Source organism: Microcella frigidaquae, assembly GCF_014200395.1.
GTDB classification, from domain to species: Bacteria; Actinomycetota; Actinomycetes; order Actinomycetales; family Microbacteriaceae; genus Microcella; species Microcella frigidaquae.
The window spans coordinates 1,681,061-1,706,816 of the sequence record NZ_JACHBS010000001.1; the positions used below are offsets into that span (position 1 = coordinate 1,681,061).

At 71.3% G+C, this 25,756-nt stretch carries 28 protein-coding genes; 9 read left to right on the forward strand and 19 right to left on the reverse strand.

Annotated elements, in window-relative coordinates:
• Window positions 1-16: 16 nt before the first annotated feature.
• The 6 genes from BJ959_RS08265 to BJ959_RS08290 all read right to left on the reverse strand — a co-directional run bounded on the left by BJ959_RS08265 (window position 17) and on the right by BJ959_RS08290 (window position 3,886).
• Window positions 17-514 (reverse strand): DUF3817 domain-containing protein, encoded by a 498-nt coding sequence (locus BJ959_RS08265; protein ID WP_153982107.1) that lies wholly within the window; start codon window positions 512-514, stop codon window positions 17-19.
• Window positions 515-518: 4 nt separating this feature from the next.
• The gene (gene purQ, locus BJ959_RS08270) at window positions 519-1,214 is read right to left on the reverse strand and encodes a phosphoribosylformylglycinamidine synthase subunit PurQ (RefSeq protein ID WP_153982106.1); all 696 of its coding nucleotides are present in this window, start codon (window positions 1,212-1,214) and stop codon (window positions 519-521) included.
• A complete protein-coding gene (gene purS, locus BJ959_RS08275; protein ID WP_047560947.1) occupies window positions 1,214-1,471 on the reverse strand; it encodes a phosphoribosylformylglycinamidine synthase subunit PurS in 258 nt (85 codons plus the stop codon). Before purS ends, purQ begins: the two co-directional genes overlap by 1 nt.
• Before the next feature lie 87 nt (window positions 1,472-1,558).
• A complete protein-coding gene (locus tag BJ959_RS08280; protein WP_341799910.1) occupies window positions 1,559-2,224 on the reverse strand; it encodes a nucleoside/nucleotide kinase family protein in 666 nt (221 codons plus the stop codon).
• Complete coding sequence (locus tag BJ959_RS08285; RefSeq protein WP_165878994.1) at window positions 2,221-2,982, reverse strand: SGNH/GDSL hydrolase family protein; 762 nt, start codon at window positions 2,980-2,982, stop codon at window positions 2,221-2,223. The genes BJ959_RS08280 and BJ959_RS08285 overlap by 4 nt, the downstream gene beginning before the upstream one ends.
• A gap of 49 nt (window positions 2,983-3,031) precedes the next feature.
• On the reverse strand, window positions 3,032-3,886 hold the full coding sequence (locus tag BJ959_RS08290) for a GDSL-type esterase/lipase family protein (RefSeq protein WP_153982104.1): 855 nt from the start codon (window positions 3,884-3,886) through the stop codon (window positions 3,032-3,034).
• Between the two features lie 79 nt (window positions 3,887-3,965).
• Here BJ959_RS08290 and BJ959_RS08295 point away from each other — a divergent pair, with 79 nt between their 5' ends.
• Entirely contained in the window at window positions 3,966-4,664 is a 699-nt protein-coding gene (locus tag BJ959_RS08295) for a DUF6584 family protein (protein ID WP_153982103.1), read from the forward strand.
• Between the two features lie 4 nt (window positions 4,665-4,668).
• Here the strand turns inward: BJ959_RS08295 and BJ959_RS08300 are convergent, their stop codons facing one another.
• The 3 genes from BJ959_RS08300 to purD form a co-directional block, all read right to left on the reverse strand.
• Entirely contained in the window at window positions 4,669-5,583 is a 915-nt protein-coding gene (locus BJ959_RS08300; RefSeq protein ID WP_243738894.1) for a VOC family protein, read from the reverse strand.
• A 139-nt stretch (window positions 5,584-5,722) separates the two neighbouring features.
• Window positions 5,723-6,613 (reverse strand): phosphoribosylaminoimidazolesuccinocarboxamide synthase, encoded by an 891-nt coding sequence (locus BJ959_RS08305; RefSeq protein ID WP_153982102.1) that lies wholly within the window; start codon window positions 6,611-6,613, stop codon window positions 5,723-5,725.
• Complete coding sequence (gene purD / locus BJ959_RS08310; protein WP_153982101.1) at window positions 6,613-7,875, reverse strand: phosphoribosylamine--glycine ligase; 1,263 nt, start codon at window positions 7,873-7,875, stop codon at window positions 6,613-6,615. Before purD ends, BJ959_RS08305 begins: the two co-directional genes overlap by 1 nt.
• A 55-nt stretch (window positions 7,876-7,930) precedes the next feature.
• On the opposite strand from purD, the gene BJ959_RS08315 reads away from it, so the two are divergent.
• Window positions 7,931-8,308, forward strand: coding sequence for a sterol carrier family protein (locus tag BJ959_RS08315; protein WP_153982100.1), 378 nt, complete (start codon window positions 7,931-7,933; stop codon window positions 8,306-8,308).
• A gap of 34 nt (window positions 8,309-8,342) precedes the next feature.
• Complete coding sequence (locus BJ959_RS08320; protein WP_153982099.1) at window positions 8,343-8,675, forward strand: hypothetical protein; 333 nt, start codon at window positions 8,343-8,345, stop codon at window positions 8,673-8,675.
• A 58-nt stretch (window positions 8,676-8,733) separates the two neighbouring features.
• Here BJ959_RS08320 and purF read toward each other — a convergent pair whose 3' ends face one another.
• A complete protein-coding gene (purF, locus tag BJ959_RS08325; protein ID WP_153982098.1) occupies window positions 8,734-10,191 on the reverse strand; it encodes an amidophosphoribosyltransferase in 1,458 nt (485 codons plus the stop codon).
• Window positions 10,192-10,264: 73 nt separating this feature from the next.
• Here purF and purM point away from each other — a divergent pair, with 73 nt between their 5' ends.
• Entirely contained in the window at window positions 10,265-11,359 is a 1,095-nt protein-coding gene (gene purM, locus BJ959_RS08330) for a phosphoribosylformylglycinamidine cyclo-ligase (protein ID WP_153982097.1), read from the forward strand.
• Between the two features lie 623 nt (window positions 11,360-11,982).
• Here the strand turns inward: purM and BJ959_RS08335 are convergent.
• On the reverse strand, window positions 11,983-12,198 hold the full coding sequence (locus tag BJ959_RS08335) for a DUF3073 domain-containing protein (protein ID WP_047560922.1): 216 nt from the start codon (window positions 12,196-12,198) through the stop codon (window positions 11,983-11,985).
• 160 nt (window positions 12,199-12,358) lie between these two features.
• Here BJ959_RS08335 and BJ959_RS08340 point away from each other — a divergent pair, with 160 nt between their 5' ends.
• Entirely contained in the window at window positions 12,359-13,459 is a 1,101-nt protein-coding gene (locus tag BJ959_RS08340; protein WP_153982096.1) for an NAD(P)-binding domain-containing protein, read from the forward strand.
• A 4-nt stretch (window positions 13,460-13,463) separates the two neighbouring features.
• The gene (locus BJ959_RS08345; RefSeq protein ID WP_153982095.1) at window positions 13,464-13,700 is read left to right on the forward strand and encodes a hypothetical protein; all 237 of its coding nucleotides are present in this window, start codon (window positions 13,464-13,466) and stop codon (window positions 13,698-13,700) included.
• On the opposite strand, the gene BJ959_RS08350 is transcribed toward BJ959_RS08345, so the two are convergent.
• The 6 genes from BJ959_RS08350 to BJ959_RS08375 are packed head-to-tail and all read right to left on the reverse strand — an operon-like array spanning window position 13,659 to window position 20,196.
• A complete protein-coding gene (locus BJ959_RS08350; protein ID WP_153982094.1) occupies window positions 13,659-15,581 on the reverse strand; it encodes a glycogen debranching N-terminal domain-containing protein in 1,923 nt (640 codons plus the stop codon). The genes BJ959_RS08345 and BJ959_RS08350 overlap by 42 nt on opposite strands.
• Window positions 15,578-16,483, reverse strand: a complete 906-nt coding sequence (locus BJ959_RS08355) for an SMP-30/gluconolactonase/LRE family protein (protein WP_153982093.1) — start codon at window positions 16,481-16,483, stop codon at window positions 15,578-15,580. The genes BJ959_RS08350 and BJ959_RS08355 overlap by 4 nt, the downstream gene beginning before the upstream one ends.
• Before the next feature lie 9 nt (window positions 16,484-16,492).
• Complete coding sequence (locus BJ959_RS08360) at window positions 16,493-17,221, reverse strand: SDR family NAD(P)-dependent oxidoreductase (protein ID WP_153982092.1); 729 nt, start codon at window positions 17,219-17,221, stop codon at window positions 16,493-16,495.
• Window positions 17,218-18,186 carry an aldose epimerase family protein gene (locus BJ959_RS08365; RefSeq protein ID WP_153982091.1) on the reverse strand — a complete coding sequence of 323 codons (969 nt, stop codon included), beginning with the start codon at window positions 18,184-18,186 and terminating at the stop codon, window positions 17,218-17,220. Before BJ959_RS08365 ends, BJ959_RS08360 begins: the two co-directional genes overlap by 4 nt.
• Before the next feature lie 30 nt (window positions 18,187-18,216).
• Window positions 18,217-18,978 carry a FadR/GntR family transcriptional regulator gene (locus BJ959_RS08370; protein ID WP_153982090.1) on the reverse strand — a complete coding sequence of 254 codons (762 nt, stop codon included), beginning with the start codon at window positions 18,976-18,978 and terminating at the stop codon, window positions 18,217-18,219.
• Between the two features lie 18 nt (window positions 18,979-18,996).
• Window positions 18,997-20,196 carry a mandelate racemase/muconate lactonizing enzyme family protein gene (locus tag BJ959_RS08375; protein ID WP_153982089.1) on the reverse strand — a complete coding sequence of 400 codons (1,200 nt, stop codon included), beginning with the start codon at window positions 20,194-20,196 and terminating at the stop codon, window positions 18,997-18,999.
• 446 nt (window positions 20,197-20,642) lie between these two features.
• Between BJ959_RS08375 and BJ959_RS08380 the strand changes: the two genes are divergently transcribed.
• Genes BJ959_RS08380 through BJ959_RS08390 form a run of 3 tightly spaced genes read left to right on the forward strand, consistent with a single transcriptional unit; the run spans window position 20,643 to window position 23,774 of the window.
• Window positions 20,643-21,974 (forward strand): ABC transporter substrate-binding protein, encoded by a 1,332-nt coding sequence (locus BJ959_RS08380; protein WP_153982088.1) that lies wholly within the window; start codon window positions 20,643-20,645, stop codon window positions 21,972-21,974.
• Window positions 21,971-22,912, forward strand: coding sequence for an ABC transporter permease subunit (locus tag BJ959_RS08385; protein WP_153982087.1), 942 nt, complete (start codon window positions 21,971-21,973; stop codon window positions 22,910-22,912). Before BJ959_RS08380 ends, BJ959_RS08385 begins: the two co-directional genes overlap by 4 nt.
• A 1-nt stretch (window position 22,913) precedes the next feature.
• The gene (locus BJ959_RS08390) at window positions 22,914-23,774 is read left to right on the forward strand and encodes a carbohydrate ABC transporter permease (protein WP_153982086.1); all 861 of its coding nucleotides are present in this window, start codon (window positions 22,914-22,916) and stop codon (window positions 23,772-23,774) included.
• Window positions 23,775-23,842: 68 nt separating this feature from the next.
• On the opposite strand, the gene BJ959_RS08395 is transcribed toward BJ959_RS08390, so the two are convergent.
• The gene (locus BJ959_RS08395; RefSeq protein WP_153982085.1) at window positions 23,843-24,610 is read right to left on the reverse strand and encodes a ThuA domain-containing protein; all 768 of its coding nucleotides are present in this window, start codon (window positions 24,608-24,610) and stop codon (window positions 23,843-23,845) included.
• Window positions 24,610-25,725 carry a Gfo/Idh/MocA family oxidoreductase gene (locus tag BJ959_RS08400; RefSeq protein WP_207949145.1) on the reverse strand — a complete coding sequence of 372 codons (1,116 nt, stop codon included), beginning with the start codon at window positions 25,723-25,725 and terminating at the stop codon, window positions 24,610-24,612. The genes BJ959_RS08395 and BJ959_RS08400 overlap by 1 nt, the downstream gene beginning before the upstream one ends.
• Between the last annotated feature and the right edge of the window lie 31 nt (window positions 25,726-25,756).

Consider the following 25,756-nt stretch of genomic DNA (forward strand, 5'->3'; position numbering starts at 1 on the left):
CCGTCGTGCTGACCGGCTAGCTCTTCGGGACCGGCGGGCCCAGGATCAGCAGTACGGTGAACAGCACCACGACCGCGAGCAGGATCAGTGCCGCCAGCAGGTACGGGTGGTTGAGCATCCACCGCACGAGGCGGTCGAACCAGCGCTGATCGCGCGGGTCGTCGGTGGCCTCGCGGCGCCAGTCGCCCTCGAGCCTGCCGGTGCGGTGCGCCCAGATGTCGAACGGGATCGTGGCGTAGGGGATCACCGCGGTCGCGACGGCGAGCACGGCGAGGCCGGGGCTCCAGCGCTGGTTGATCGCGGTGAGCACGGCCGTCGCACCGTAGGTCAGGAAGACGAAGCCGTGGATGCTGCCGCCGATGGTCACGGCGGGGCCCGCGTTCTCCTCGCCGACGACGGCGCGGAAGACGAGGGCCGCGATCAGGATCGTCCACGTGATCGCCTCGGCGATCGCGACGATGCGGTAGAGCGTCTTCGGGGTGAGGCGCGCGGTCGGCGCGGCAGTCGAGGTCACGCCTCTAGCTCAGCACGCTCTGCTTGATCACCGATGTGAAGAAGGTCAGGCCGTCGACGCCCGAGCGCATCGCCTCGGGGGTGTTCGGGCCGAAGCCCGGCTCGACCGCGTGCTCGGGGTGCGGCATGAGGCCGACGACGTTGCCGCGCTCGTTGCGCAGGCCCGCGATGTCGCGCAGCGAGCCATTCGGGTTGACGTCGAGGTAGCGGAACGCGACCAGACCCTCGCCCTCAAGGCGGTCGAGAGTGGCCTCGTCGGCGATGAAGCCGCCCTCGCCGTTCTTGAGCGGGATCGTGATCTCCTGGCCGAGCTCGAAGCCGTTCGTCCAGGCGCTGTCGGTGCTCTCGACGCGCAACCGCTGGTCGCGACGGATGAAGTCGCCGTGGTCGTTGCGGATCAGGCCGCCGGGCAGCAGGTGCGCCTCGACGAGGATCTGGAAGCCGTTGCAGATGCCCAGGACGGGCATCCCGCTGTTCGCCGCATCGACGACCTCGGCCATGATCGGCGAGCGGGCCGCGATGGCGCCACAGCGCAGGTAGTCGCCGTAGCTGAAGCCGCCGGGCAGCACGATGGCGTCGACGCCCTGCAGGTCGTGCGTGCCGTGCCAGAGCGCGACGGGCTCGGCGCCCGCGAGGCGCACCGCGCGCTGGGCGTCGCGGTCGTCGAGCGAGCCGGGGAAGGTGACGACGCCGATGCGCACTAGCGAACCGCCTCCTCGGCGACGTGCACGCTCACGACGTCCTCGATCACGCCGTTGCTCAGCATGTCGGCGGCGAGCTGGCGGGCCGTCTCGAGCATCGCCGCGTCGGCGACGTCGACGTGCAGCTCGAAGCGCTTGCCGATGCGCACATCGCTGATGCCCTCGTGGCCCAGGCGGTGCAGCGCGCCGGCGACGGCCTTGCCGGCCGGGTCGAGCAGTTCGGCCTTGGGCATGACCTCGACGACGATGGTGGGCACGGCAGACTCCCTGGGTGCGTCAGCGGGTGGATGCCTCGAGTCTACTGAGCCTGCACGAGCACGTCGGCGCGGGCGGCTGCGCCCGCCTCAGTCGACGCCGAGCAGCAGGTCGGCGCGGGCGAGCGTGGGCGCGATCAGGGCGGCGTTCGCCTGATCGGGGCCGAGCACCCAGGCCCGCGCGGCCCCGGGGCTCTTGCCGAAGGCGATGTGTCGCGCGACGAGCCGCTCGTGCCGCGTCGCCGCGTCGAGCACGACCCCGACCGTGAGGTCGAGCAGCGGCGCGACCCGCTGCCAGCCCCCCTGCTCGAGCAGCAGGTAGTTGCCCTCCACGACGATGCACCGCAATTCAGGAGTCAGCGCGAGTGCGCCCGGCACCGGCTCTTCGACACGCCGGTCGAAGCCGGGCGCGTGCACGGTCTCTCCTGAGTTGTGGAGATCGCGGAGGCGCTCGAGCAGGGCGACGAAACCCTCGACGTCGAAGGTGTCGGGGGCGCCCATGCGGTCGCGGCGCCCGAGCCGCACGAGCTCGGCCTGCGGCAGGTGAAACCCGTCCATCGGCAGCACCCGCGCGGCCGGCAGGCGGTCGGCGAGCTCGGCGGCCGCGGTCGACTTGCCGGCGCCGGGCTCTCCGACCAGGCCCACGAGCAGCGGGCCGGATGCGGAGCGCGCGGCGAGCATCCCCTCGACGATCCCGGCGAGGGTCGCCAGGTCGACCGGGGCGCGGCCCGCAGCCGCCGACGGGCCGCCGCTCACACCGGGATGCGTGCCGCGATGCCGTGCCGCACGGCGTCGGCGACGATGAAGCGCGCCCACACCGGGTAGCCCGCGGGCCCGGGGTGAAACTCGTCGGAGGCGAAGAAGTCGTCGGGGTAGGGCGGCAGCGGCGGGGTCATGTGGGCGCGCGGGAAGCGCTCGAGCGCGCGCCGGGCGGCGACCTCGAGGGCCTGCGCGTGCAGGGCGAGGGTGCTGCGCAGCGGTTCGGGCAGCAGGCCGTAGTGGTGGAAGGCGGGCAGCGCGCTCATCAGCACGATCGCCTCCGGGTGCCGGGCAGCGATGTCGTGCACGATGTGCCGGACGTCGCGGCGGAAGGCGCGGTGCGAGCGCACCTGCATGGCGTCGTTCGCGCCGAGACTGATCACGACCACGTCGGTCGGGTCGGCGAGCGCGTCGTCGAGGTGGTCGCGGATCACATCGCGCGCCGTCGCGCCGTTGCGCCCGCGGGCGCGCCACCGCACGGGGCGGCCGAGGCGCTCGGTGAGCTCCTCCGCGACGTGGCCGGCGAGGCCGTCGGCCGCGTCGTCGACCCCGACGCCCACCGCCATCGAGTCGCCGAGCACGAGCAGGTGCAGCGGGTCGGTTCCGCCGCCGCCCTCCCACGGGTGAGGCGGCTCGGGCAGCCTCGGCACCGTCGCCCGCAGCTTCACCGTCTGCGGTACGAGCATCGGGGCGAGGGCGAGGGCGACCGCGCGGCTGAGCCGCCGACCACGGAGGGGGCGCGGGCTGGCGGTCATGGGCGCGAGTCTAGGCCCGGGGTCTGCACAGCAGCCCGGTCGGGGTGCCTCAGCGCTCGTCGAGCAGCCGGCCGAAGCCGACGCTCCAGGCATCCTCCACCGCGAAGTCGGCCCAGTCTCTGTAGCCGATGGCGCTCGGGTGGAAGTCGTCGCTCGCGAAGAACCCCTCGGTGTAGGGCGGCGGGGGCGGCGACATGTGGGCCCGCGGCTGAGCGGCGATGAGGGCCCGCGCCGCCGCCTCGAGCGCCTGCGAGTGCCGGTAGAGGCTGCCGCGCAGCGGCTCGGGCAGCAGCGTGAACCGGAAGAACGCCGGCAGCGACGACATGAGCAGCGCCGCGTGCGGATGCGCGTGGAACGTCCGCTCGACGATGCGCCGCACGTCGCGCCGGAACGCGCGCGCCGACCGCAGGGCGAGCGCGTCGTTGGCGCCGATCGTGAGGAAGACCAGGTCGGTCGGGCCAACGAGCGCGTCCGCCAGATACTGCCGCACGAGGTCGCGCGAGGTCGCGCCGTTCGCTCCGGCCGCGCGCCACACCACGGGCCGCCCGGTGCGCGCCGCGATCGCCTCCGCGAGCCGCCCGCCGAGCCCGAGGTCGGCGTGCTCGACCCCGACGCCCGCCGCGGTCGAGTCGCCCAGCACGAGCAGGTGCAGGGGGCGGGATGCCGATGCCGGGTCGGTCTTCGGCTCGAGGGCATCGACGCCGGCCGCCGGGTCGCCCGGCTCGAGCAGCCCGGTCGGCGCGAGCCCGCCGGGCTCGACGCGGCCGCTCCACGGCAGCGGAGCATCCGGAAGCCGCGGTGTCTCGCGCCGCAGCCGACGCCCCTGCGGCAGCAGCACGGGAGCCTGCGCGGCGATGATCGCGCGGCTCAAGCGCAGGGCCGTGGGCGGTGGGGCGTCGTGCACGGGCGCGAGTCTAGGCGTACACGGTCACCCTGGGGTGAGAGCTGCGCGTGCACGAGAAGACTCTGCTTAGGTTCTGACCATGGACATCGAATCGCGAATCGAGCGCGCTCACACCTGGCACGTCGCCGGTCGCAGTCGGGCCGCACTCGACTCGCTTCGCCAACTGGTTCGTGATGTCCCGCAGTCCACGCGGGCACGGCTCGCGCTCGCCGAGCTGTATCGCGACCTCGGCCACGCTGAGCAGGCTGGTCGGTGGAGCGCGCTGACGCCGGAGTGGGCGACCGACCGTGAGCGACGCGCGTTTGCGGTCTTCCTGCAGCAGTGGTCAGTGGATCCGTATCGGGTTCTGTTGCTTCCGCGCTACGAGAAGCTCCCCCGACTTCCTCAACCCCCGCGTCGGCCCAGTGTCAATCGACGTCTCGCGAGCTCCATCGACACTCAGCACGCCGCAATGGTCGGGCCAGAGTGGGTTCGCCAGCCCGCACTGGGGCTGTGGGTCGCGGGGTGGGCCGTTGTATCGATGGCCTTCGTGGTGCTCGTCGTGATGATGCTCACGGCGTGGGCAATCGCGTCACGCGATGCTGCGGAGTCGGCTTTGGCGCGAGACGTCGGGCTGGCCATCACCAGTGTCGGCGTGTTGGTGGGGGCTGCGCTGCTCCTGCCGTCTGAGTTGCTTGCTCGCAACTGGCCGCAGGTGTGCACCCTCATCTTCATCAGCGTCGGCAGCGGGTTCGCTTTCGTCGCTCTGGGGCTTCCCGCTCTCTTTTCCGGCGCATAGGCCGCTAGGCGACAGCCGGGGCGAGCCGCAGCACGGTGCCCCACGGGTCGTCGACCTCGAGAGTGCGACCGTCGTCGCGCACGGCGAGGCCGTGGTGACGCAGCCGCTCGGCCGTCGCGCCGAGCTCGTCGGCGTCGGGTAGCACGATGTCGACCTGCCCCAGCCCGAGGGCGCGCGTGCGCACCCCGGCGCCGCGCGAGCGCCACGTGTTCATCGCCATGTGGTGGTGATACCCGCCGGCGCTCACGAAGATCGCCTGGTCGCCGTACGTCGTGGTGAGGTCGAAACCGAGCCGGTCGACGTAGAAGTCGCGCGCGGTGGCGACATCGCCGACGCTGAGGTGCACGTGCCCGACCGTCGCGGCCGCCGTGCCGTGCGCGGCGAGCGCCTCCTCGGTGAGGTGCTCGCGCAGGAAGCCGTTCGGGTCGAGGAAGAGCGTGCTCATCTCGACGCGCCCGTGCACCCACGACCACTCGGTGCGGTCGCGATCCCAGTACAGCTCGACGCCGTTGTGCTCGGGATCGTCGAAGTAGAAGGCCTGGCTGACGAGGTGGTCGCTCGAGCCGGTGAAGCTGCCCGGGTGCGCCTGGGCCACCGCGTACACGGCCGCGGCCAGCGCAGCCTGCGTCTCGAACAGGATCGCCGTGTGGAACAGCCCCGCCTCGCTCGGGCTCGCATGGCGCAGATCGGGCGCGTGCCGCAGCACGACCAGGGGTCGGGCGGGACGCCCGCGGTCATCGGTACCGGATACGGAGCCCGCGCCGCCCGCGCGCCCGAGCACCACGATCCCGCCCTCGGCACTGAGCACGTCGAGGCCGAGCGTGCCGCCGTAGTACCGCGTCATGAGGTCGAGGTCGGCCACGTCGAGAGTGACGGCGCCCATGGCGGTGTCGGCGGCGAGCCGTGCGGTGTCGGTCATGCGCAAGTCAACCGCTTCGTCTCCCGCCCCATTCCGCGCGACTGCACCATGAGAGTCTCCAGATTGGCCGCGTGATGGTGGTTTGCCCCGGCTGTAGCGCCCGTTTGTGCCAGATCTGGCAAGAACGGGGTTGGGGGGGTCAGCCGCAGAGGCGGGCGATGAGCTCGCGGTAGCGGGCGGCCGTGCGCTCGACGATCTCGGCGGGGAGGGCCGGGGGCTCTCCCGTCTTGTCCCAGTGGGCGGCGAGCCAGTCGCGCACGATCTGCTTGTCGAAGCTGTCCATGCGCGAGGGGCCGCCGGCCGCATAGAGCGACGCGTCCCAGTAGCGCGAGCTGTCGCTCGTGAGCACCTCGTCGGCGAGGGTCAGCGCACCCGTGGCCGGGTCGGTGCCGAACTCGAACTTCGTGTCGGCGAGGATCACCCCGCGCTCGAGGGCGATGTCGCTCGCGCGGCGGAAGATCGCGAGTGACGCATCCCGCAGCGCCTCGGCGATCGGCGCGCTCACGAGCTCAACCGAGCGCTCGAAGCTGATGTTCTCGTCGTGCTCGCCGAGCGGCGCCTTGAACGCGGGTGTGTAGAGCGGTTCGGGTAGGCGGTCGCCATCGGTGAGGCCGGCGGGCAGCGGGATGCCGCACACCGTTCCCGACGCGCGGTACTCGGCCCAGCCCGAGCCGGTGAGGTAGCCGCGCACGACGCACTCGATGGGGTGCATGTCGAGGCGCTTCACGAGCATCGCGCGGTCGGCGACCTCGGCCGGCACCGCGGGCAGCGCGGCACCCGACCCGGCGTCGGCCAGGTGATTGGCGACGGGATGCTCCCCCTCGGCCAGTCGCGCGAACCACCAGTGCGTCAGCTGGGTCAGCAGGGCGCCCTTGCCGGGGATGCCCGGTTCGAGCACGTGGTCGAACGCGCTGACCCGGTCGCTCGCGATGACGAGCATGAGGCTCGGGTGTTCGGGATGCTCGTAGAGGTCGCGCACCTTGCCCGAGTAGACGTGCTGCCAGCCGTGCACGGCGAGGGCATCCGCCATCAGACGACCCGCAGCGCGATGTCGGTGCGGTACTGCCCGCCCTCGAGGCCGATGCGGCCGATCGCCTCGTAGGCGCGAGCGCGGGCCTGCGCGAAGTCGGTTCCGGTGGCGACGACACTGAGCACGCGCCCGCCGGTGGCGACGAAGCCGTCGGTCGAACGGGCGGTGGCGGCGTGCGCGATCGTGACCCCCTCGACGGCGGCGGCCTCGTCGAGCCCGGTGAGGGGCCGGCTGGGCGCCGCGCTCACCGGGTAGCCCTCGCTCGCGAGCACGACGGTCACGGCGACGTCGTCGCTGAACTCGGGATAGGCCCGGCCGGCGAGCTGCCCGGTGCTCGCCGCGAACAGCAGCTCGCTGAGCGGCGTGACGAGACGCGGCAGCACGACCTGGGTCTCGGGGTCGCCGAAACGCGCGTTGAACTCGATGACGCGGATGCCCTGCGCGGTGACGATGAGCCCGCAGTAGAGCAGGCCGATGAAGGGGGTGCCCTCGCTCTCGAGCTGGCGCACCGTCGGCTCGGCGACCGTGCGGATCACCTCGTCGACGAAGCCCTCGGGCGCCCACGGCAGTGGCGAGTACGCGCCCATGCCGCCCGTGTTCGGGCCGGTATCGCCATCGCCGATGCGCTTGTAGTCCTGCGCGGGGCTCAGCGGCACGACGGTGTGGCCGTCGCTGAGCAGGAAGAGGCTGACTTCTTGGCCATCGAGGAACTCCTCGACGAGCACGCCGCCCTGCTGCAGGTAGTGCGCGGCGTGGTCGACCGCGGCCGCGCGGTCGCTCGTGACGATGACGCCCTTGCCGGCGGCGAGCCCGTCGGCCTTCACCACGTAGGGGGCGCCCAGGTCGTCGAGCGCCTGCTCGACCTCGGCGAGGGTGCCGGCGCGCACGGCGCGGCCGGTCGGCACGCCTGCGGCGTCCATGATGCGCTTCGCGAAGGCCTTCGAGCCCTCCAGCTGCGCCGCGGCCTGGCCGGGGCCGAACACGGCGATGCCGCGCCGGCGCACGGCGTCGGCGACGCCCGACACGAGCGGTGCCTCGGGCCCGATGACGACGAGCTCGATGTCGTTGTCGACCGCGTAGTCGGCGACCACGTCGCCGCGGGTCGCATCGAGGGCGACGACGGGCACGGCGGTCGCGATGCCCGCGTTGCCGGGGGCCGCGGTGATCTCGTGGGCGGCTGCGCCGGCGGCATCGCGCTCGCGCAGCAGGGCCGTGATGATGGCGTGCTCGCGCGCGCCCGAGCCGAGGACGAGGATTCTCACCCGGTCAGCCTAGCGAGCGCGGCGTCGTCGGCCCGGGGGAGCGTAGCCTCGGTGCGTGGCGAGAGCGCGCATCGACGAGACCGCGGGGCGGGATGCGGTGCGCACGGTGCTCGCCGCGAGCGAGCATACCGACCGCACGCCACCCGACCGCACCGTGACGGCGCTCGCCGTGCGCTACCTGCTGCAGGTGCTCGCCGAGGCCAGCCCTGGCAAGAGCGTGGAGGTGCGCGTGCCCCCGTTCGGCGCCGTGCAGGCCGTGGAGGGTCCGAAGCACACCCGCGGCACCCCGCCCAACGTCGTCGAGCTCGACCCTGCGACTTTCCTGGCGATCGCGACCGGCAGTCTCGACTGGGCGAGCGCCGTCGCCGCGGGCCGTGTGCACGCCTCGGGCGCCCGCTCCGATCTCTCGGCGCTCTTCCCGCTCGCGTATTGACCGGCCACTCAGCGCGGTGCGCCAGAATGGGGGCGTGACTGAGCCGAGTGGCGCCCCCGAGCCGACGACCGAGCGCGCCACCGTGCAGGTTCGGCGCGCGCCGAAGATCCCCGCCTTCATGGTGGTGGGCGGTCTCATCGGTTTCCTCGCCACCCTCGTCGCGACGAGCCTCTTCCCGGCCGACCCGCTCGTCGGGTTCGCCGCTCTGCTCGGCTACTTCTCGATCTACGGCGTGACGGCGGGCGTGCTGCTCGGCGCGATCATCGGCGTCGTGCTCGACCGCCGCTCGCAGAAGAGCGTGCGCACGGTCGCCGCCGAGCGGCAGGTCGTCGACGCGGCCCCGCTGGAGGGCGAGCTCGAGGACTGAGCGAGCAGACGGAGCGACGAGCCTGAGCCGCGGGCTCCGGACTGCGCCCGCAGCGCGCTCAGCTCAGCTGGTTCTCCTCGACCCACCGCAGGTACTCGGGGGTGACGGTGCCGGTGACGTACTCGCCGGTGAAGCAGCTCATCTCGAGCTCGGTGACGTCGCTGCCCTCGATGATCGCGGCCTGCATGTCCTCGACCTCCTGGTAGATCAGGTGGTCGCTACCGAGCTCGGTGTTGATCTCGGGGATCTTCCGGCCGTGCGCGATGAGTTCGCGCCGCGTCGGCATGTTGATGCCGTAGACGTGCGGGTAGCGCACCGGCGGCGCCGCCGACGTGAAGGTGACCTTGTTGGCGCCGGCGGCCCGTGCCATCTCGACGATCTCGCGCGACGTCGTGCCGCGCACGATCGAGTCGTCGACGATGAGGATGTTCTTGCCGGCGAACTCGGACGACATCGCGTTGAGCTTCTGCTTCACGCTCTTCTTGCGCGTCTCCTGCCCCGGCATGATGAACGTGCGCCCGACGTAGCGGTTCTTGTAGAAGCCCTCGCGGTACGGGATGCCCAGCTTCTGCGCCACCTGCATCGCGGCGGGCCGCGACGAGTCGGGAATCGGCATGACCACGTCGATGTCGCCCATCGGGGTGTAGCGGGCGATGGTGTCGGCGAGCCGGTCGCCCAGGCGCAGCCGCGCCTCGTAGACCGAGATGCCGTTCATGATCGAGTCGGGACGTGCCAGGTACACGTACTCGAACGAGCACGGAACCAGGCGCGGGTTTGCCGCGCACTGGCGCGAGATCATCTCGCCGCCGACGGTGATGAACACCGCCTCGCCGGGGGCGACCTCGCGCACGGTCTCGTATCCGCCCGCCTCGAGCACGAGCGACTCGCTCGCCACCACCCACTCGTACCCTGTGAGGCCCGCGGAGCGGCGCCCGAGCACGAGCGGCCGGATGCCGAACGGGTCGCGGAAGGCGAGCATCCCGTGCCCCGCGATGAGGGCGATCGCGGCGTACGAGCCCTCGACGCGCTCGTGCACGCGGCTGATCGCGGCGAACACCTGGTCGGGGTCGAGGTCGCTGCCGGTGACCTGCGCCTGCAGCTCGTGGGCGAGCACGTTGACGAGCAGCTCGGTGTCGCTCGAGGTGTTGAGGTGCCGACGGTCGATCTCGAACAGCTCGCGCGTGAGCTCGCGCGTGTTCGTGAGGTTGCCGTTGTGCACGAGGATGATGCCGTAGGGCGCGTTCACGTAGAACGGCTGGGCTTCTTCTTCACTGGATGCGGAGCCGCGGGTCGCGTAGCGCACATGCCCGAGCCCCATGGTGCCGAGCAGGCTGCGCATGTCGCGGGTGCGGTAGGCCTCGCGCACCTGGCCCTTGGCCTTCGCCATGTGCAGCACGCGGCCCTCGGCGGTGGCGATTCCCGTCGAGTCTTGCCCGCGATGCTGCAGAAGAGCGAGTGCGTCGTACACCTGCTGGTTGACGGGGCTCGTAGAGACGAGACCGACGATGCCGCACATGCGGGGCGTGCTCCAGACCGTAAGGTTGACGGTGACTGAGGCCAGTCTGACAGACCGCGGAACGGATGAACGAATGACGAACTCCTACGCCGCCGCCGGAGTCGACACCGCCGCGGGAGACCGCGCCGTCGAGCTCATGAAGGCCTCGGTCGCCGCGACCCACGGGCGCGAGGTGCTCGGCGGGGTCGGCGGCTTCGCCGGGCTGTGGGACGCCTCGGCGCTGCGCGACTACCGCCGCCCGCTGCTCGCCACGAGCACCGACGGCGTCGGCACGAAGGTCGCGATCGCGCAGGCCCTCGACATCCACGACACCATCGGGCACGACCTGGTGGCGATGGTCGTCGACGACATCGTCGTGGTCGGCGCGAAGCCGCTCTTCATGACCGACTACATCGCCTGCGGCACGGTGCACCCCGAGCGCATCGCCGCCATCGTGCGCGGCATCGCCGAAGCCTGCGCGGCCACCGGCACCGCGCTCGTCGGTGGCGAGACCGCCGAGCACCCCGGCCTGCTCGGCCCCGACGACTACGACGTCGCGGGTGCCGCGGTCGGCGTCGTCGAGGCTGACGACGTGCTCGGGCCCGAGCGCGTGCAGCACGGCGACGTCGTCATCGCGATGGCGAGCTCGGGCCTGCACAGCAACGGCTTCTCGCTCGTGCGGCACATCCTCGCCACGAAGAAGATCGGGTACCACGACGAGCTGCCCGAGCTGGGCGGCGTCGTCGGCCGTGCGCTGCTCGAGCCGACCGCGCTCTACACCGCGCCGCTGCTCGACGTGCTCGCCGAGCTGCCCGGCGCGGTGCACGCCCTCAGCCACGTCACGGGCGGCGGCATCGCGGCGAACCTCGCGCGCGTGCTGCCCGTCGGATCCTGGGCCGAGCTCGACCGCGGCTCGTGGAGCCCGCCCACCGTCTTCCGGGTGCTCTGCGAGCTGGCGGGCGACTCGCTCGAGTCGACCGAGGGCACGTGGAACCTCGGGGTCGGGATGCTCGCCGTCGTCGCGCACGACAGCGCGAGCTCCGTCATCCGCGCGCTCGAGAGCCGTGGCGTGCCCGCGTGGGTCGCCGGCCGGGTCTCGACGACCGCGCACGACCTCACCGGGTTCGAGCAGGGCGCCAAGGGCGTCGACGGCGGGGCCGTGAAGCTCGTCGGGGCCTACGCGACGTAGTTCGAAGGGGCGGGCAACCCACGACGGCCTGCGGAGGGGAGACCACGTGTGGATCAAGAAAACTGGAGTGATGGGTGTTGTTGCCCTTCCACCCGAGTCGCCGAGTCGGATGGCATTGGGTTCAGTCGAGGCGTGGATCAGGTCGATGCGAGACCATGAGGCGCGGGTGCTTGAGGAACGACTTGACGCGGCGTGGGAGCGATTCGGAGCGGAGTGCGATGAGCGAGCACTCGCTTACAACGTCGAAGAGGAGTCTTTCGCGGCCGTTCCGCTTCCCGTGGCGATAGCTGAGTCAGTTGATCGTGCCGAGCTCAGCGCAGACGGGCTCGCCACCGAGCTTGACAAGGTTGACTTTCGATGGCGCCTCGACGTGATCGGTGCCTTGCAGCAGATGCTCGCAGAGCGACCGTGAGGTCTCGGCTTTCTCAGCGGTTGTCGGAGTTGCGCTGTTCTTCGAGAGTTGCCGTCAGGCTGGGCCCCTCGACAGGGTGAGGCAGATCGTTCAGAGATCGCGTCGGTAGTACCGCGCGACCTTCCACGATCAGTCTCTGCAACGGCGAAAGACCCGCTGCCGGGAGTGAGCCCTTGTTCCTCAACGGATCACCTCCATGCCACGTGATGGCTTACGCGGTCTGCGCTGCTGGGCCCTGCTCGGCGTCGAGGTCGTCGTCCTCGTCATCCTCGTCGTCGACGAGGTGCGCCCACTTGTCTTCGTACTCGTCGGCGTGTGCTGCCGCAGCGAGCTCGCGCTCGAGCTGCGTCAGGTCGGTGTCAGGAGTGAAGTACTTCAGCTCCCGCGCCACCTTGGTGTGCTTCGCCTTCTGTCGGCCGCGCCCCATGCGTGACCCCCTCACAATGTGTCGTCGGGTGAGCTAGGGAGAACCCCAGAATGCCGAGTCGGGACGGTGGAAAAACTGTGCCGAAGTTTAGCACGCACGGGCATATTCGAGTCTCGGGCGGCCTGCCGCATCGCGCCCGCGAGCGGGTAGCGTTGACCGGGTGACGATCCCCGAGCTGACCACCTCCTGCGTGGTCATCGGGGCTGGTCAGGCAGGCCTCTCGGTGGCGTACTTCCTGCGGCGTCTCGGCCTCGAGGCCGGCCAGGAGTTCGTGCTGATCGACCGCGGCCCCGGCACCGGCGGCGCGTGGCAGCACCGCTGGGAGGCGCTGCGTCTCGGCTCGGCGCACCGGGTCAACGATCTGCCCGGCATGGACGAGTTGGGGCTCAGCTTCACGACCGCCGATCACCACGCTCCGGCTCGCGACGTGGTCGCCGACTACTACGCGCGGTACGAGCAGCATTACGGGCTGCAGGTCGTGCGCCCCGCATCCGTGACTCATGTCGAAGACCAGGGGCGCGACCTGCTGGTGCGCCTGACGACCGAGAACGGCCCGCTCGAGCTCGGCACGTCGACGATCGTCAACGCGACGGGTACCTGGGGCTCGCCCTTCGTGCCGTGGTACCCCGGCCGCGATCGGTTCGCGGGGCGGCAGGTGCACACCTCCGACTACACGGCGGCCGAGGAGTTCGCGGGGCAGAACGTCATCATCGTCGGCGCCGGCACGAGCGCGATCGGGTTCATCCTCGAGCTCGAGCCGCACGCGGCGAGCGTCACCTGGGCGACGCGCCGACCGCCCGAGTTCATCGACGAGGTCGACCTGAACCTCGAGGCGCGCGAGCGAGCGGTCGCCGAGCAGGACGACGCGGCGCGGGCCGGGCGGGCCCTGCCGAGCATCGTCTCGGGCACCGGTGTGCCGCGCACGCGTCGCATCCAGGCCGCGATCGATCGTGGGGTGCTCGACTTCCGGCCGATGTTCGCGAGCATCGAGCCCGACGCGGTGGTGTGGGACGACGGCACGCGCCAGCCCGCCGACGCGATCATCTGGGCAACTGGCTTCCGCCCCGAGCTGCGGCACCTCGCGCCGCTTCGCCTGCGCGAGAAGGAGGGCGGCGTGACCGTCGACAGCTACCGCTCGGGCCGCGACCCTCGCGTGTTCTTCGCCGGCTACGGGCCCGCCGCCTCGACGATCGGCGCCAACCGCGCCGGCCGCAACATCGCGCGCCAGGTCGTCGCCCAGCTCAGCAAGATGGGGCGCTAGACCCGTGGATGCGGGGCTCATCCTCGGCCTGACCCTCGCGGTGCTCGGGGTTCTGGTCGTGGTGCTCGGCTCCATCGCCGCGCTCGTGCTCGGCCCGGCGGTGCGGCGCGCGCTCGCCGCCGACGAGCCGGATGGTGGCTCAGGAGACAGCGACGAGCCGGATGGCGGCTCAGGAGACAGCGCCGAGCCGGATGGCGGCTCAGGTGAGGGCGCCGAGCACGGCGATGGCGGCCGCCGCTGACCATGCCTGCGGGCGGCACGACGCTGGGTACGGGATCGGCCGGCCGGTGACGTCGAGGCCGTCGCCGCCGTGCAGCTCGGGCATGCGGTAATCGACCGCTTCGGCGACGCGCAGCAGCCCCTCCGCGAGCGACGCCGCGGCATCGCGGTGCCCCTCGCGCACGAGGCCCTGGATGGCGATGGCCGTGTCGTGCGCCCACACCGAGCCGCCGTGGTAGCTGAACGGCCAGTACCCGGCCGCCTCGGTCGACAGCGTGCGCAGGCCGAAGCCCGAATCGAGGGCGGGGGAGGCCAGCCGCCGGGCGACGAGGGCCGCCTGCTCGGCATCGAGCAGTCCGGTGCCCAGCAGGTGCCCGAGGTTGCTCGTCACCGAGTCGACGGGCTGCTTGTCGGCATCGAGCGCGATCGCCGGGTACGGGCCGAGCTCTCCGACCCGCGCCGGGTCGGTCACCCAGAAGCGCTCGTGGAAGGCGGTGCGCAGGGTGTCGGCCCAGCGCCGCCAGGCGTCGCCCTCGCCGGGCTCGCCGAGAGCATCCAGCACCGCCGCGCCGCCGCGCGCCGCCTCGTAGGCGTAGGCCTGCACCTCGCAGAGGGCGATCGGACCGCGGGCGAGGCGGCCGTCGTGCCACTGCACGCTGTCGCCCGAGTCCTTCCAGCCCTGGTTGGCGAGCCCGCGGCCGGAGCGGTCGATGTACTCGAGCAGCCCGTCGCCGTCGGCGTCGCCGTGGTCGCGCATCCACCCGAGGGCGGCGCGCAGGTGCGGCAGCAGGGCGCGCACCTCCGTCTCGGGCAGGCCCGCGCGCCAGGCGTCGTGCAGCAGACACACCCACAGCGGCGTCGCATCGACCGTGCCGTAGTAGAGCGGAGGCAGCTGCACATCGCCGTCGATCACGAGGGTCTGGCGGCGCAGCTCGTGCATGATCTTGCCCGGCTCTTCGGCCGTGTCGTCGTCGCGCACCGAGCCCTGCAGAGCAGCGAGCACGCGCAGGGTGCTGCCGGCCAGGTCGGTGCCCAGGGGCAGCAGCAGGCGTGCCGCCCAGAGCGAGTCGCGGCCGAAGAGAGTGAAGAACCACGGCGCGCCCGCGGCGAGGAACTGCTCGCCCGGAACGGCCACGGTCTCGAGCCGTAGCGCGTCGAGGTCGTCGAGTGCCCGGGCCACCCAGCGGTGCAGGCGGGCATCGGGATGCTCGACCACGGGCCGCACCCACGGAACCGGCTGCTCAGCCCCCCGCACCGCGGCGATCGCGTCGTGCACGTCGAGGCGCCACCCGACCGAGGCGGAGCCGCGCGCGGGCACGACGAGCCGCGCACGCAGCACGAGCGCGCCGTCGACGTCGCTCACGCTCAGGGTTTCGGTGCTCAGGGTGTCGGTGCGCAGCGTCGCCGTGACGTTCTCGCCCCGCCACTGCGCCCCCTCGTCGCGCACCTCGACCGCGACGCGGGGCGTCGGCGGCAGACCCTGCTTGAGCTGGTCGACGAGGGTGGCGTCGGGCTCGAGGTGCAGCTCGACCGTCGTGTCGATGGGCTGGTCGTGCCGCGTGCTGACGGTGAGGGTCTCGGAGACGCCGGTGGCCTCGACGGTGCGCTCGAGCACGACGCGCACCCCGGGGTCGGGCGTCGGGTCGTCGAGGTGCCGCAGCAGGCCGTGGATGCGCACCCGGTCGGCGGCCGCCTCGTCGGTCTGCAGGTGCTCGGGCTGCTGGCCGCCGATGCTCCAGCGCAGCGCGCGTACGACGCGCACGTCGCTGTGGGCGATGCCGTGGATGGCGGCGGCGCCGATGCTGCCGTCGGAGGCCGACCACACCTGCGTGGGCGCGCGGAGCACGACGAGCTCGTCGTGGAGCAGCGGCTGGAGGGGGTGCGCGGGTGCCGGTGCGGTCACGACAGGGTCTTTCGGTCGAGGATGACGATGCGGCCGGTGTCGACGCGCTCGGCGAGAGGTTCGTCGAGGCTCGCCATGGCGACGGCGATGCGGCCGGTGTCACCCAGCACGGCGCAGTCGTAGACGCCGAGCGGGCCGGCTCCGGGCCCCGTGGCGATCGGCTCGGGGCGGTAGACGATCGCGGGCTCCGCATCCGCCGCCGCGCCGCGGTCGACGCGCGCGAGCGCTCCGGCGAAGGCGAGCGCGACATAGACGGTGCCGTCGGGCGCGATCGAGAGCCCGTCGGGCCCGCTGCCCGCGGCGAACCGCACGACCTCCGCGCCGTCGGCGCCGTGTGATGCCGCCGGCATGACGAACGCCGACACCCGGTCGGCGAAGGTCTCGGCCACGAGCAGCGCGCCCGAGGCGTCGCGTTCGCACCCGTTCGGGAAGACGAAGGTCGCCTCGGTCACGTCTATGCCGCCATCGGGATGCACGCGCACGAGCGGCGATGCCACCGGTTCGTCCGCCTCGGGGTCGAAACCGTACCCGCCCACCCACGCGGTGCCGTCGGGGTCGACGTGCATGTCGTTCGCGGAATGCGACATCACGGCGCTCAGGTCGGCGTGCACGAGCGGCGCACCGGCGGCGCGGCCCGCGGCGTCGAGCGGCACCCGCAGCACACGCCGCTCGAGGCAGTCGACCACGAGCAGGTCGCCCGGGTGCCCGTCGTCGCCGGGGAGCCAGCCGAGGCCGCCCGGCATGGCGGGCCCGCCGGTCGCGGCGTCGATCACCGTTTCGGCCGGGAATCCGGGGGCATCGAGGCGCCACCGCACCACGCGCGAGCGGAACATGTCGCTGAACCAGAGCGCGCCATCGCGCCAGCGCAGGGCTTCGGGAAAGCCGAGACCGTCGAGCATCATGGCGCGCCCCTAGAACGTCATGGTGAGACCGCCGTCGACGGTCAGCACCTGGCCGGTGGTGTACGTATTGGCGCGGGATGTCAGGAACTCGACCGCAGGAGCAATCTCGGCTGGATGGGCCGCGCGGCCGAGGGGCAGCTTGCCGCTCGTCACATACTGCTGACGGAATTCGTCGGTGTCGGTCTCGTCGGTGCCGTCGGGCAGCAGACTCATGCGCGTGCGCACGAAGCCGGGCGCGACCGCGTTGGCGAGCACGCCGTGGCGGGCGAGGTCGAGCGCGGCCGAGCGCGTGGCCGCCTCGAGCCCCGCCTTCGAGACGTCGTAGGCGAGGCAGCCGGGCTGCGCCTGCCGGGCGTGCACGCTCGTGATGGTCACGATGCGCCCGAAGCCCTGCGCCGCCATCCCGGGACTGATCATGCGCATGAGGTCGAGCGGGGCATCGAGGTTGACCGCCCACACCGCGCGCCAGTCGTCGAAGCCGCTGTCGTGGATCGACCCCTGCCGGAAGACGCCGGCGACGCACACGAGAACGTCGGCGCCGCCGAGCTGCGCGAGCGCCGCATCCACCGCACGGGCGCGATCGGCCGGGTCGGCGAGGTCGACGGTGATGATGTCGTCGCCGGCTTCGCGGTCGAGGCCGACGACGGTGTCGCCGCGCTGGCGCAGCCGGTCGGCGATCGCCGCGCCGATGCCGTTGGCCGCTCCGGTGACGATCGTGCGCAGGGCGGGGTCGGTCATGGTGCCTCCGATTCGGGGTGAGGGGCGGGGTCGGGTGCGGGGGTGCCGGGTGCGGATGCCCACGTCACGTCGAGCGCGACGCTCCAGCTGAGCTCGCCGCCGGGCGGCAGCCGCACGATGCCCTCGTCGAGCGCGGTGCCCGCGCCGTGCGGGGTCGAGGTCGGTTCGATGCCGAGGGCGCGCACCTGCCCGTTCCAGGGCGGGTCGGTCGAGACGGCCAGCTCCTCCCAGAGCAGCGCGTGCGGAAGGGCCGCGCCTTGCCACTCGACGACGACCGCGGCGTGCGCTCCGCGCAGCTCGATGCGCTGCGGCGCGAGGTGCTCGAGGGCGACGACCCGGGCGGGGGTCGCCGCGTCGACGACGGCCCAGCGGTCACCGGGGTCGCCCGGCCACCGGTCGCGGCGACCGGTCGGCAGGCCCGCGTAGTCGAGCTCGCGCAGCACCGTGCCCGGCGGCGGCGCGACGGAGAGCGGCGCGGCGAGCAGCGAGCCGCCGAGGATGAGGTGCTCGGCGATGGCGAGCGAGCGCGTCGTCGGCCCGTCGTTGCGCACGCGCATGCCGACGGCCGCACCGCTATCGCTGAGCCGCCAGAGTCGCTCAGCGCTCAGACCATGCCGGTCGGCCCAGCCGAGGGCGATCGCGTCGGGGGCGCGGCTGACCTGCAGCCACGGCGCCTGCGAGGCCGCGCCGTGAAAGCCTTCGGGCACCGCCGCACGCGGGTTGGGCTGCCCCGCTGTCGGATAACACAGTTGCCACCCCCCGCGCCAGCGGCCGACCCAGTCGGCCTCGCTCGGGGCGATCGCGGCCGCTGCCGAGGCGGCGGGCTGCACCGAACTCGCCCACGGCGTCGTCGCGAGCACCGGCCGACCGTCGACGAGCAGGTCGACGAGCACGCCGCCCTCGTCGGGCAGCACCCTCGCCGTGACCCGACCGCGCTCGAGCGTCACGGCGGGCTGCGCGGTCATCCATCGCCCCCGATCACGACGGCGCCGGTCTCAGGAGGCGCTGTCGCGCTGCTCGCTGAGGGCCTTGATGAGGGCGTTCTTGCCGTCGAGCACGACGCGCAGCATGGCGTCGGCCGCCTTCTCGCCGTTGCCGCCGTTGATGGCGTGGAACACGGCCGCGTGCGTCTCGGCGTCTTCGAGGAAGACCTCGTCGTCGGCCGCGGTCGCCTGCTGCACGTTGAACGAGGCGTACATGAAGTCGGCGACGACGCTGCCGAACTGGCGCAGCAGCACGTTGTGCGAGGCGGCGTAGACAGCGAGGTGGAACTCGACGTCGGCGTGGGCGTAGCCCTCGCGGTGGGTCGAGTTGGCGACCATCGCGGCGAGGGCGTCGTCCATGCGCCGCAGGTCGTCCATCGATGCGCGACCGGCCGCGAGGCGTGCGGCGGCCGGTTCCATGATCTGGCGCACCTCGACGAGGTTGCGCATGATCTCGTCACCGCGGCCGACCTCCGTGTGCCAGCGCAGGATGTCGCTGTCGAAGACGTTCCACGCTTCGGGCTGCCGCACCCGGGTGCCGATCTTCTGACGGATGTCGACAAGGCCCTTCGCGGCGAGCACGCGCATGCCCTCCCGCACCGAGGTGCGCGAGACGCCGAAGTGGTCGGTGAGCTCGGCCTCTTTCGGCAGGAGGTCGCCGGGGCGGTACTGCCCACTGATGATCTGGCGGCCGACGCCGTCGATGACTCTGGCCTGGAGGCCTCGCATGGCGTACCCCGCGGCGCGATCGGCATCGGCGACGATCTCTGCCATGCGCGGGCCTCCTGCCTGCTAGACGACTTCACTCACCCTATGGGGCACATCGGGGCTCGTGTAGACGCGCTCGTGGTCGATCGAGATCTCGACGTGACGCAGATACGGTACGAGACCAGCCAGGTCGACGTCGATTCCGAGCCCGGGCGCGTCGGGAGCCCGCACCTCGCCGTTCTCGTCGAGCAGGATGTGATTGCTCGAGATGGCGAGGGCGACGGGCTTCGGCTCGACGGGGTACTCGCAGATGCGGTGGTCGGCGAGGCCCGCGTAGGGCTGCATCGATGCCGAGAGCGCGAGGTGCGACGTGAAGGTGTGGTTGACGTAGGTGACGCCGCGCTGCACGGCATGATCGGCGACCGCCTTCGAGGCGCCGATACCGCCGATGCGTGCCGCGTCGACCTGGATGAAGCGCACCCCGCCGTAGTCGATGAGGTTGGTCGCCATGTGCACCGTGTGGGCGCCTTCTCCGCCGGCGATGCCGACCGTGCGGGCCCGCCCTGCAAGCTGGGAGTGGGCGACGTAGGCGTGCGGCAGGAAGGGCTCTTCGAGCCAGGTCGCGTGCGCCTTCTCGAGCGCCTCGAGCCGCGCGGCGGCCGCCTCGACGTCGTCGCCCCAGATCTGCCCCGCGTCGATGAGCAGCTGCGCGTCATCGCCGAGGCCCTCGCGGGCCGCGGCGACGTGGTCGGCGTCGTCGGCGGCCGTTCCGGTGCCGTAGCTGCCCCAGCCGAACTTCACGGCGCGGAACCCGTTGGCGCGCGCGAGCCGCGCGCGGTCGAGAGTGCCCTGCGGGGTGTCGCCCATGAGCATGGAAGCGTACGGAAGCTTCGCGTACGTGCGCTCGTACCCCAGCAGCTGCCAGACGGGCTGCTCCTTGGCCTTGCCGAGCAGATCCCACAGCGCGATCTCGATGCCCGACCAGGTGTGGCCGGCCTGCAGCAGGTCCATGCTGTTGCGCCCGACGTTGCGGGCGATGCGCAGGATGTCGGCGGGCGAGTCGATGCGCTCGCCGAGAACGGAGTCGGCGACCGGCTGGCACACGCCGTGCGATCGGGGGGTGACGAACGCGGCGATGGACGTCAGCGGCGAGGCCTCGCACTCGCCCCAGCCGATGTGCCCGCCGGCGGTCACGCGCACGAGGAGGGCGTCTTGACTGCCGTCGGCCTCGAGGGTGACCTCGGGCATCGAAGCGTAGAAGAAGTCGACGGAGTCGATGTTCATGGGCCGTGTGCCGCCTTCGCGATGGTCGGATGGTGAGCGCCTGCCGCCGGGGGAGACGCGGGCGGGTCGCCCGTGCTCGCCACCGCGCGGAGCACCGTTACATCATACGTTACACCGACGGTGGGGCCGGAAGTCGGTAACAAATTGGCAACCGTGCTTGCGCATCAGGTGTCTACATATGATGTAATGACCGCATCGAGGTGGCGTGACCACCATGCGAAAGAAACGGACGATGATGTCGCAGACGCTCGAGAGCACCCCGGCTGCCCGCCGTGGCTCGCGCCTGCTGCCGTCCGTACCGCGTTCCCCGAGACCTTCGGCGGGCTCCCCCGCTCGCCCGAAGCTCGCCGCTGACGAGACGGCCCGGCGACGTGCCGTCCTGCTGCGTGCGATTCCCGAAACGGCCGGGAGCACCCGGTCGTGTGCCCAATAGGAAGGACACAGCAATGTCAACACGGAAGGTAGCGGCGATCGTCGCGACCGTCGGCCTGGTCGCCGGTCTTGCGGCCTGCGCCCCGGCTGAGCCGGCCGAAGAGGCCAGCGGCGAGCTGCTCATCTGGGACACCGGAATCCTCGGGCGCACGCTCGAGAACGGCGACCCCGACCTCGAGAACTCGTTCATCGACCAGATGGCGGCGAAGTTCGAAGAGGCCAACCCCGGTGTGAGCATCGAGGTCGTGCAGCAGGGTGGCGACATCACCGCGAACAGTGCACAGTTCCAGGCAGCCGCGATCGCCGGTGACGGCCCCGACATCCGCATCCAGTACGCGGGTGGCCCGACCATCTCGTTCGCCGACTTCTTCACCGACCTCGACCCGCTGCTCGGGCCCGAGGTTCTCGACAACCTTGCCGGTGTCAACGTCAACCGCGAGGGCTTCAAGACCGACGGTCGCCTCCTGGGCATGCCCTACGGTGCGGGCAACCTCTTCACCGTCTTCCAGAACCACGCCGTTCTGGAGGAGGCCGGCCTCGACCCCGCCAACCCGCCCACGACGTGGGAGGAGCTGATGGCGAACGGCCAGCAGGTTGTCGACAACACCGACAAGAACGGCTTCTGGGTCGCGAACCTCGAGGGCTACGTCGGCGCCTGGATGATCTCCGCGCTCGTCGGCGGCCAGCTCGGCGAGTCGGTCTTCACCCAGATGTACGCCGGTGACATCCCCGTCGACGACCCCGCCATGGTGCGCGCCTACGAGGCGTTCGCCGAGTGGGGCGCGAGCGGCCTGACCAACCCTGACGCCGGCCAGGTGTCGAACGGTGAGTCGACCGCGGGCTTCGTCAACGGCAGCAGCGCCTACTACCTCGTCGGCAGCTGGGAGAACAACAACATGCTCGACGCGTTCGGTGAGGACGGCGTGAGCTCGTTCTTCATCCCGACGCTCGAGGGCTCGCCCTACCCGGCCATCGGCGCCGGTGGCCCCGAGATCGCGATCTCGATCTCGGAGACCTCCGAGAACAAGGAGCTCGCCGCGGAGTTCCTCAAGTTCCTGGCCCAGGCCGAGAACCAGGACGTCTTCGTCGAGCTGTACCAGACCCAGGGTTCGAACCACAAGGACGGTGACCCGTCGAAGATCCAGAGCCCGCTGCTGCGTCAGCAGTTCGAGCAGCTGGCGCTGGCGACCGACGGCGTGACCTTCGCGTTCGACTCGGTCATGCCCCAGGCGACGATCGACCTCTTCTACCGCGTGAACGCCGGTGTCTTCCTCGGCACCATCACGCCGGAGGACGCGGTCGCGCAGCTGAAGGCGTCGTACGAATCTGAGATCGCGAACCAGTGACCTCAGCCGCTCTGACCTCGCGCGTGGGTGCCGCTTCGGCGGCGCCCACGGGCGGGGCCCCCCGCAAGCCCGGAGGCATCCGCCGGCGTGACCGTATTGTCGGTCTGCTCGCCGTTCTTCCGGCCTTCCTCATCGTCGTCGGCTTCATGGCCTTCCCCGTCGGATTCGCGCTCTTCATCTCGTTCACGAAGACGAACGGCCTCACCTACGAGTGGCGCGGACTCGACAACTACATCGCGCTCTTCAACGACCCGATCGTCCACCAGGTCTTCCTCAACAACCTGAAGTTCCTCATCTCGGTTCCGCTCGTGATCTTCGCGGCACTCATCGTGTCGGTGCTGCTGTTCGAGCGCGTGCGCGGCTGGAAGTTCTTCCGCGTCATCTTCTTCTTGCCGAACGTGCTCTCCGTCGCCGTCATCGGCATCATGTTCCGCAACGCCTTCGGCTACTACGGCGGGGTGAACCAGGCCCTCGGGTTGTTCGGCATCGAGCCGATCCAGTTCTTCACCAACGGCGGCACCGCGATCGCGATCATCATCCTCGCCCTCGTCTGGGCGGGATTCGGCTACCAGGCCCTGCTGCTGCTCGCCGGCCTCACCTCGATCAACCCCGCCGTCTTCGAGGCGGCCGCGATCGACGGGGCCGGATGGTGGAAGCGTCTCTGGTACATCACCCTGCCCAACATCCGGCGCGTGCTCGGCTTCGTCTTCATCATCAACGTGCTCTACACGTTCTCGTCCCTGTTCGGCTTCGTCTTCGTCATGACGGCGGGCGGCCCGGGCTTCGACACCACCACGATCGACTACCTCGTCTACCTGCGGGCGTTCTCGAGCACGAACCTCGGCTCGGGCGCGGCGCTGGCGGTCATCCTGTTCCTGTTCATCGGCATCCTGACGCTGATCCAGAACAAGGTCTTCAAGCTGCAGGAGGAGGACTGACATGGCCGTCGTCGAAGACGACGTCGTCGTCAGCAAGCGCATCTCATCGAGCCGCACCCAGTGGCCGATCTTCATCGCCCTCGTCGTGGTCGCCGCCACGATCGTGTACCCGCTCTACTTCGTCATCATCACGTCGCTGCGACCGAATGCCGACTACCTGCAGGATCCCTTCGGGCTTCCCGGCATCTGGACGTTCGACAACTACCTGAACCTCTCGACCACGTACGGGGCAGGGCAGGCCTTCCTCAACAGCATGTTCGTCAGCACCGTGTCGGTCGCCATCGTGCTCGTCCTCGCGTCGCTCGCCGGCTTCGCTCTGGCGAAGCTGCCGGTGCCGGGCACGAAGTACATCACGGCGACGTTCGTGTCGGTCATGCTCATCCCCGGCCCGGTGCTGATCATCCCGATCTACCTGATGCTCGCCCGCCTCGACCTGGTCGGCACCTACTGGGGCCTGATCCTGGTCTACGTGGCGACCGGTCTGCCGTTCGCGACGTTCTTCCTGACGCTCTCGTTCCGGGGCATCCCCGACGAGGTCATCGAGGCGGCCCGCATCGACGGCGCCGGCTTCTTCCGCATCATGTGGTCGATCGTCGCGCCGATGGGTTCGAGTGGGGTGGCGACCCTCGCCGTGCTGCAGTTCCTCGGCGTCTGGAACGAGCTGATCTTCGCCTTCATCCTCATCCCCGAGGAGTCGATGCGCTTGCTCACCCCGACGCTCGCGAGCATCGGCGACCGCTTCCTCACCGATCAACCGCTGGTCTCGGCGGGCCTGTTCATCACGGCGTCGATCCCGCTGATCCTGCTGGCCTTCGCGTCGAAGTACATCATGCAGGGCCTGCAGGTCGGCGTCAGCCGCTAGGCGTCACAGACCTCGCGGGGCCGGGCTGCCCGAGCGCCCGGCCTCGCGAGCTGTCGAGGTGACCGGCTCTACCGCTCGCCGTCGAACCAGCCGCGCGCGTGGAAGGTCGCGTCGATGGCGGGGCCGCGGCGCGTGGGGGCGGCCCACTGCACGCCGTTGGCGAGCACGCGGTGGATGCTCGGGTCGTTGTAGACGGGATACTCCTGGTCGCCCGGCGAGAAGTAGAACACGCGCCCGTGCCCGCGGGTCCAGGTGCAGCCCGAGCGGAACACCTCGCCGCCCGAGAACGACGAGATGAAGATGAGCTCCTCCGGTGTGGGGATGTCGAAGAACTCGCCGTACATCTCCTGCGCCTCGATCACGAGCGGGTCGGGCACCCCGGCGGCGATCGGGTGGGTTGGGTCGACCGTCCACACCACCTCGCGGTCGCCGTCGTTGCGCCAGCGCAGCGAGCAGGTCGTGCCCATGAGCTTCTTGAAGATCTTCGAGTAGTGGCCCGAGTGCAGCACGATGATGCCCATGCCGCCGAGCACCGCGTCGTAGAGCCGGTCGACGACGGCGTCGTCGACCTCGGGGTGCGCCTCGTGGCCCCACCACAGCAGAACATCGGTGTCGTCCACGACCGACTGCGGCAGGCCGTGCTCGGGCTCGTCGAGCGTCGCGGTGCGCACGGTGACGGCGTCGCCGAGCAGGCTCGTCAGGCCGGCGGCGATGGCCCCGTGCATCCCCGTCGGATACAACCGAGCGGTGAGCGAGTCGGGGTAGTTCTCGTGCCGGTTCTCGTTCCAGACGGTCACGCGCAGCGGCGCGCCGGCGGCGGGGGCGGTGGCGGTCATCAGCTCTCCAGTCGGATCTCGCGGCCCTCGGCGGCCGAGCGGTAGCAGGCGTCGAGCACCTCGGTGCGGTGCAGGGCGAACTCGCCGCGGTGGTGCTCCCACTGGCCCGACCGCACGTGGTCGAGAAACTCGGCGATGACGATCGGGTGCTCGCCGCCGGGCACGTGCACCTCGGGCGCGATGTCGACCGGGCGGCCGGCGACGTCGCGGTAGATGCGCAGGGTGTCGTCGCTCGCGTAGCGCGGCACGAACACGCGCAGCCCGCCGTCGACGCCGAGCAGCTCGATCGAGATGTCTTCGTCGTCCACCGTGTGGCCGGCCCAGGTGATCTCGAACGCGGCGCTCGAGCCGTCGTCGAAGCGGAACAGCGCGCTCGCGAGATCCTCCACCTCGAACGCGCCGGTATCGGAGGCCATCTGCTCGCTGCGGTCCATCGCGCCGTAGCCGGCCCGGCCCAGCTCGCCGTGCGCGACGGCGCTCACGGCGGCGACCTTGCGCTCGCCGAGCAGGAAGAGCAGCGAGTCGAGCACGTGCGGCCCGAGGTCGATGAGCGCGCCCCCGCCCGCCATGCGCTTGCTCGTGAACCACGAGCGCAGGCCCGGGATGCCCGCCCGCCGCTTCCACGAGGCGCGCGCGTGGTAGATCCGGCCGATGCCGACCTCGTCGAGGTAGCGCTTGGCGTACTGGATGTCGGCGCGGCGGCGGTGGTTGAAGGCCACCTCGAGCACGCGGTCGTGCTCGATCGCCGCGGCGACCATCTCGCGGGCCTGCGCGGTGTCGAGCGCGAGCGGCTTCTCGCAGAAGACGTGCTTGCCGGCGGCGAGCGCGGCCATCGTGATCGGGTGGTGCAGGGCGTTGGGGGTCGCGATGCTGACGATGTCGAGGTCCTCCAGGGTGACGAGGTCCTGCCACTCGGTGAGGAGGTGCGGGATCTCGTACATCGCCCCGAGCGCGTTCAGGCGATCGGTCTCCTTGCCGGCGAGGGCGACGACCTCGACGCCGGGCAGGCTGCCGAAGGCCTCGAGGTGCACCGAGCCCATGCCGAGGCCGACGATGCCGACGCGCAGCGGGCGGGTGCGGAGGGGTGCGGGCCTGGCGGGGGAGGAGGATGCCACGGGCGGATTCTTTCGACGAGAGGGTGGTGGG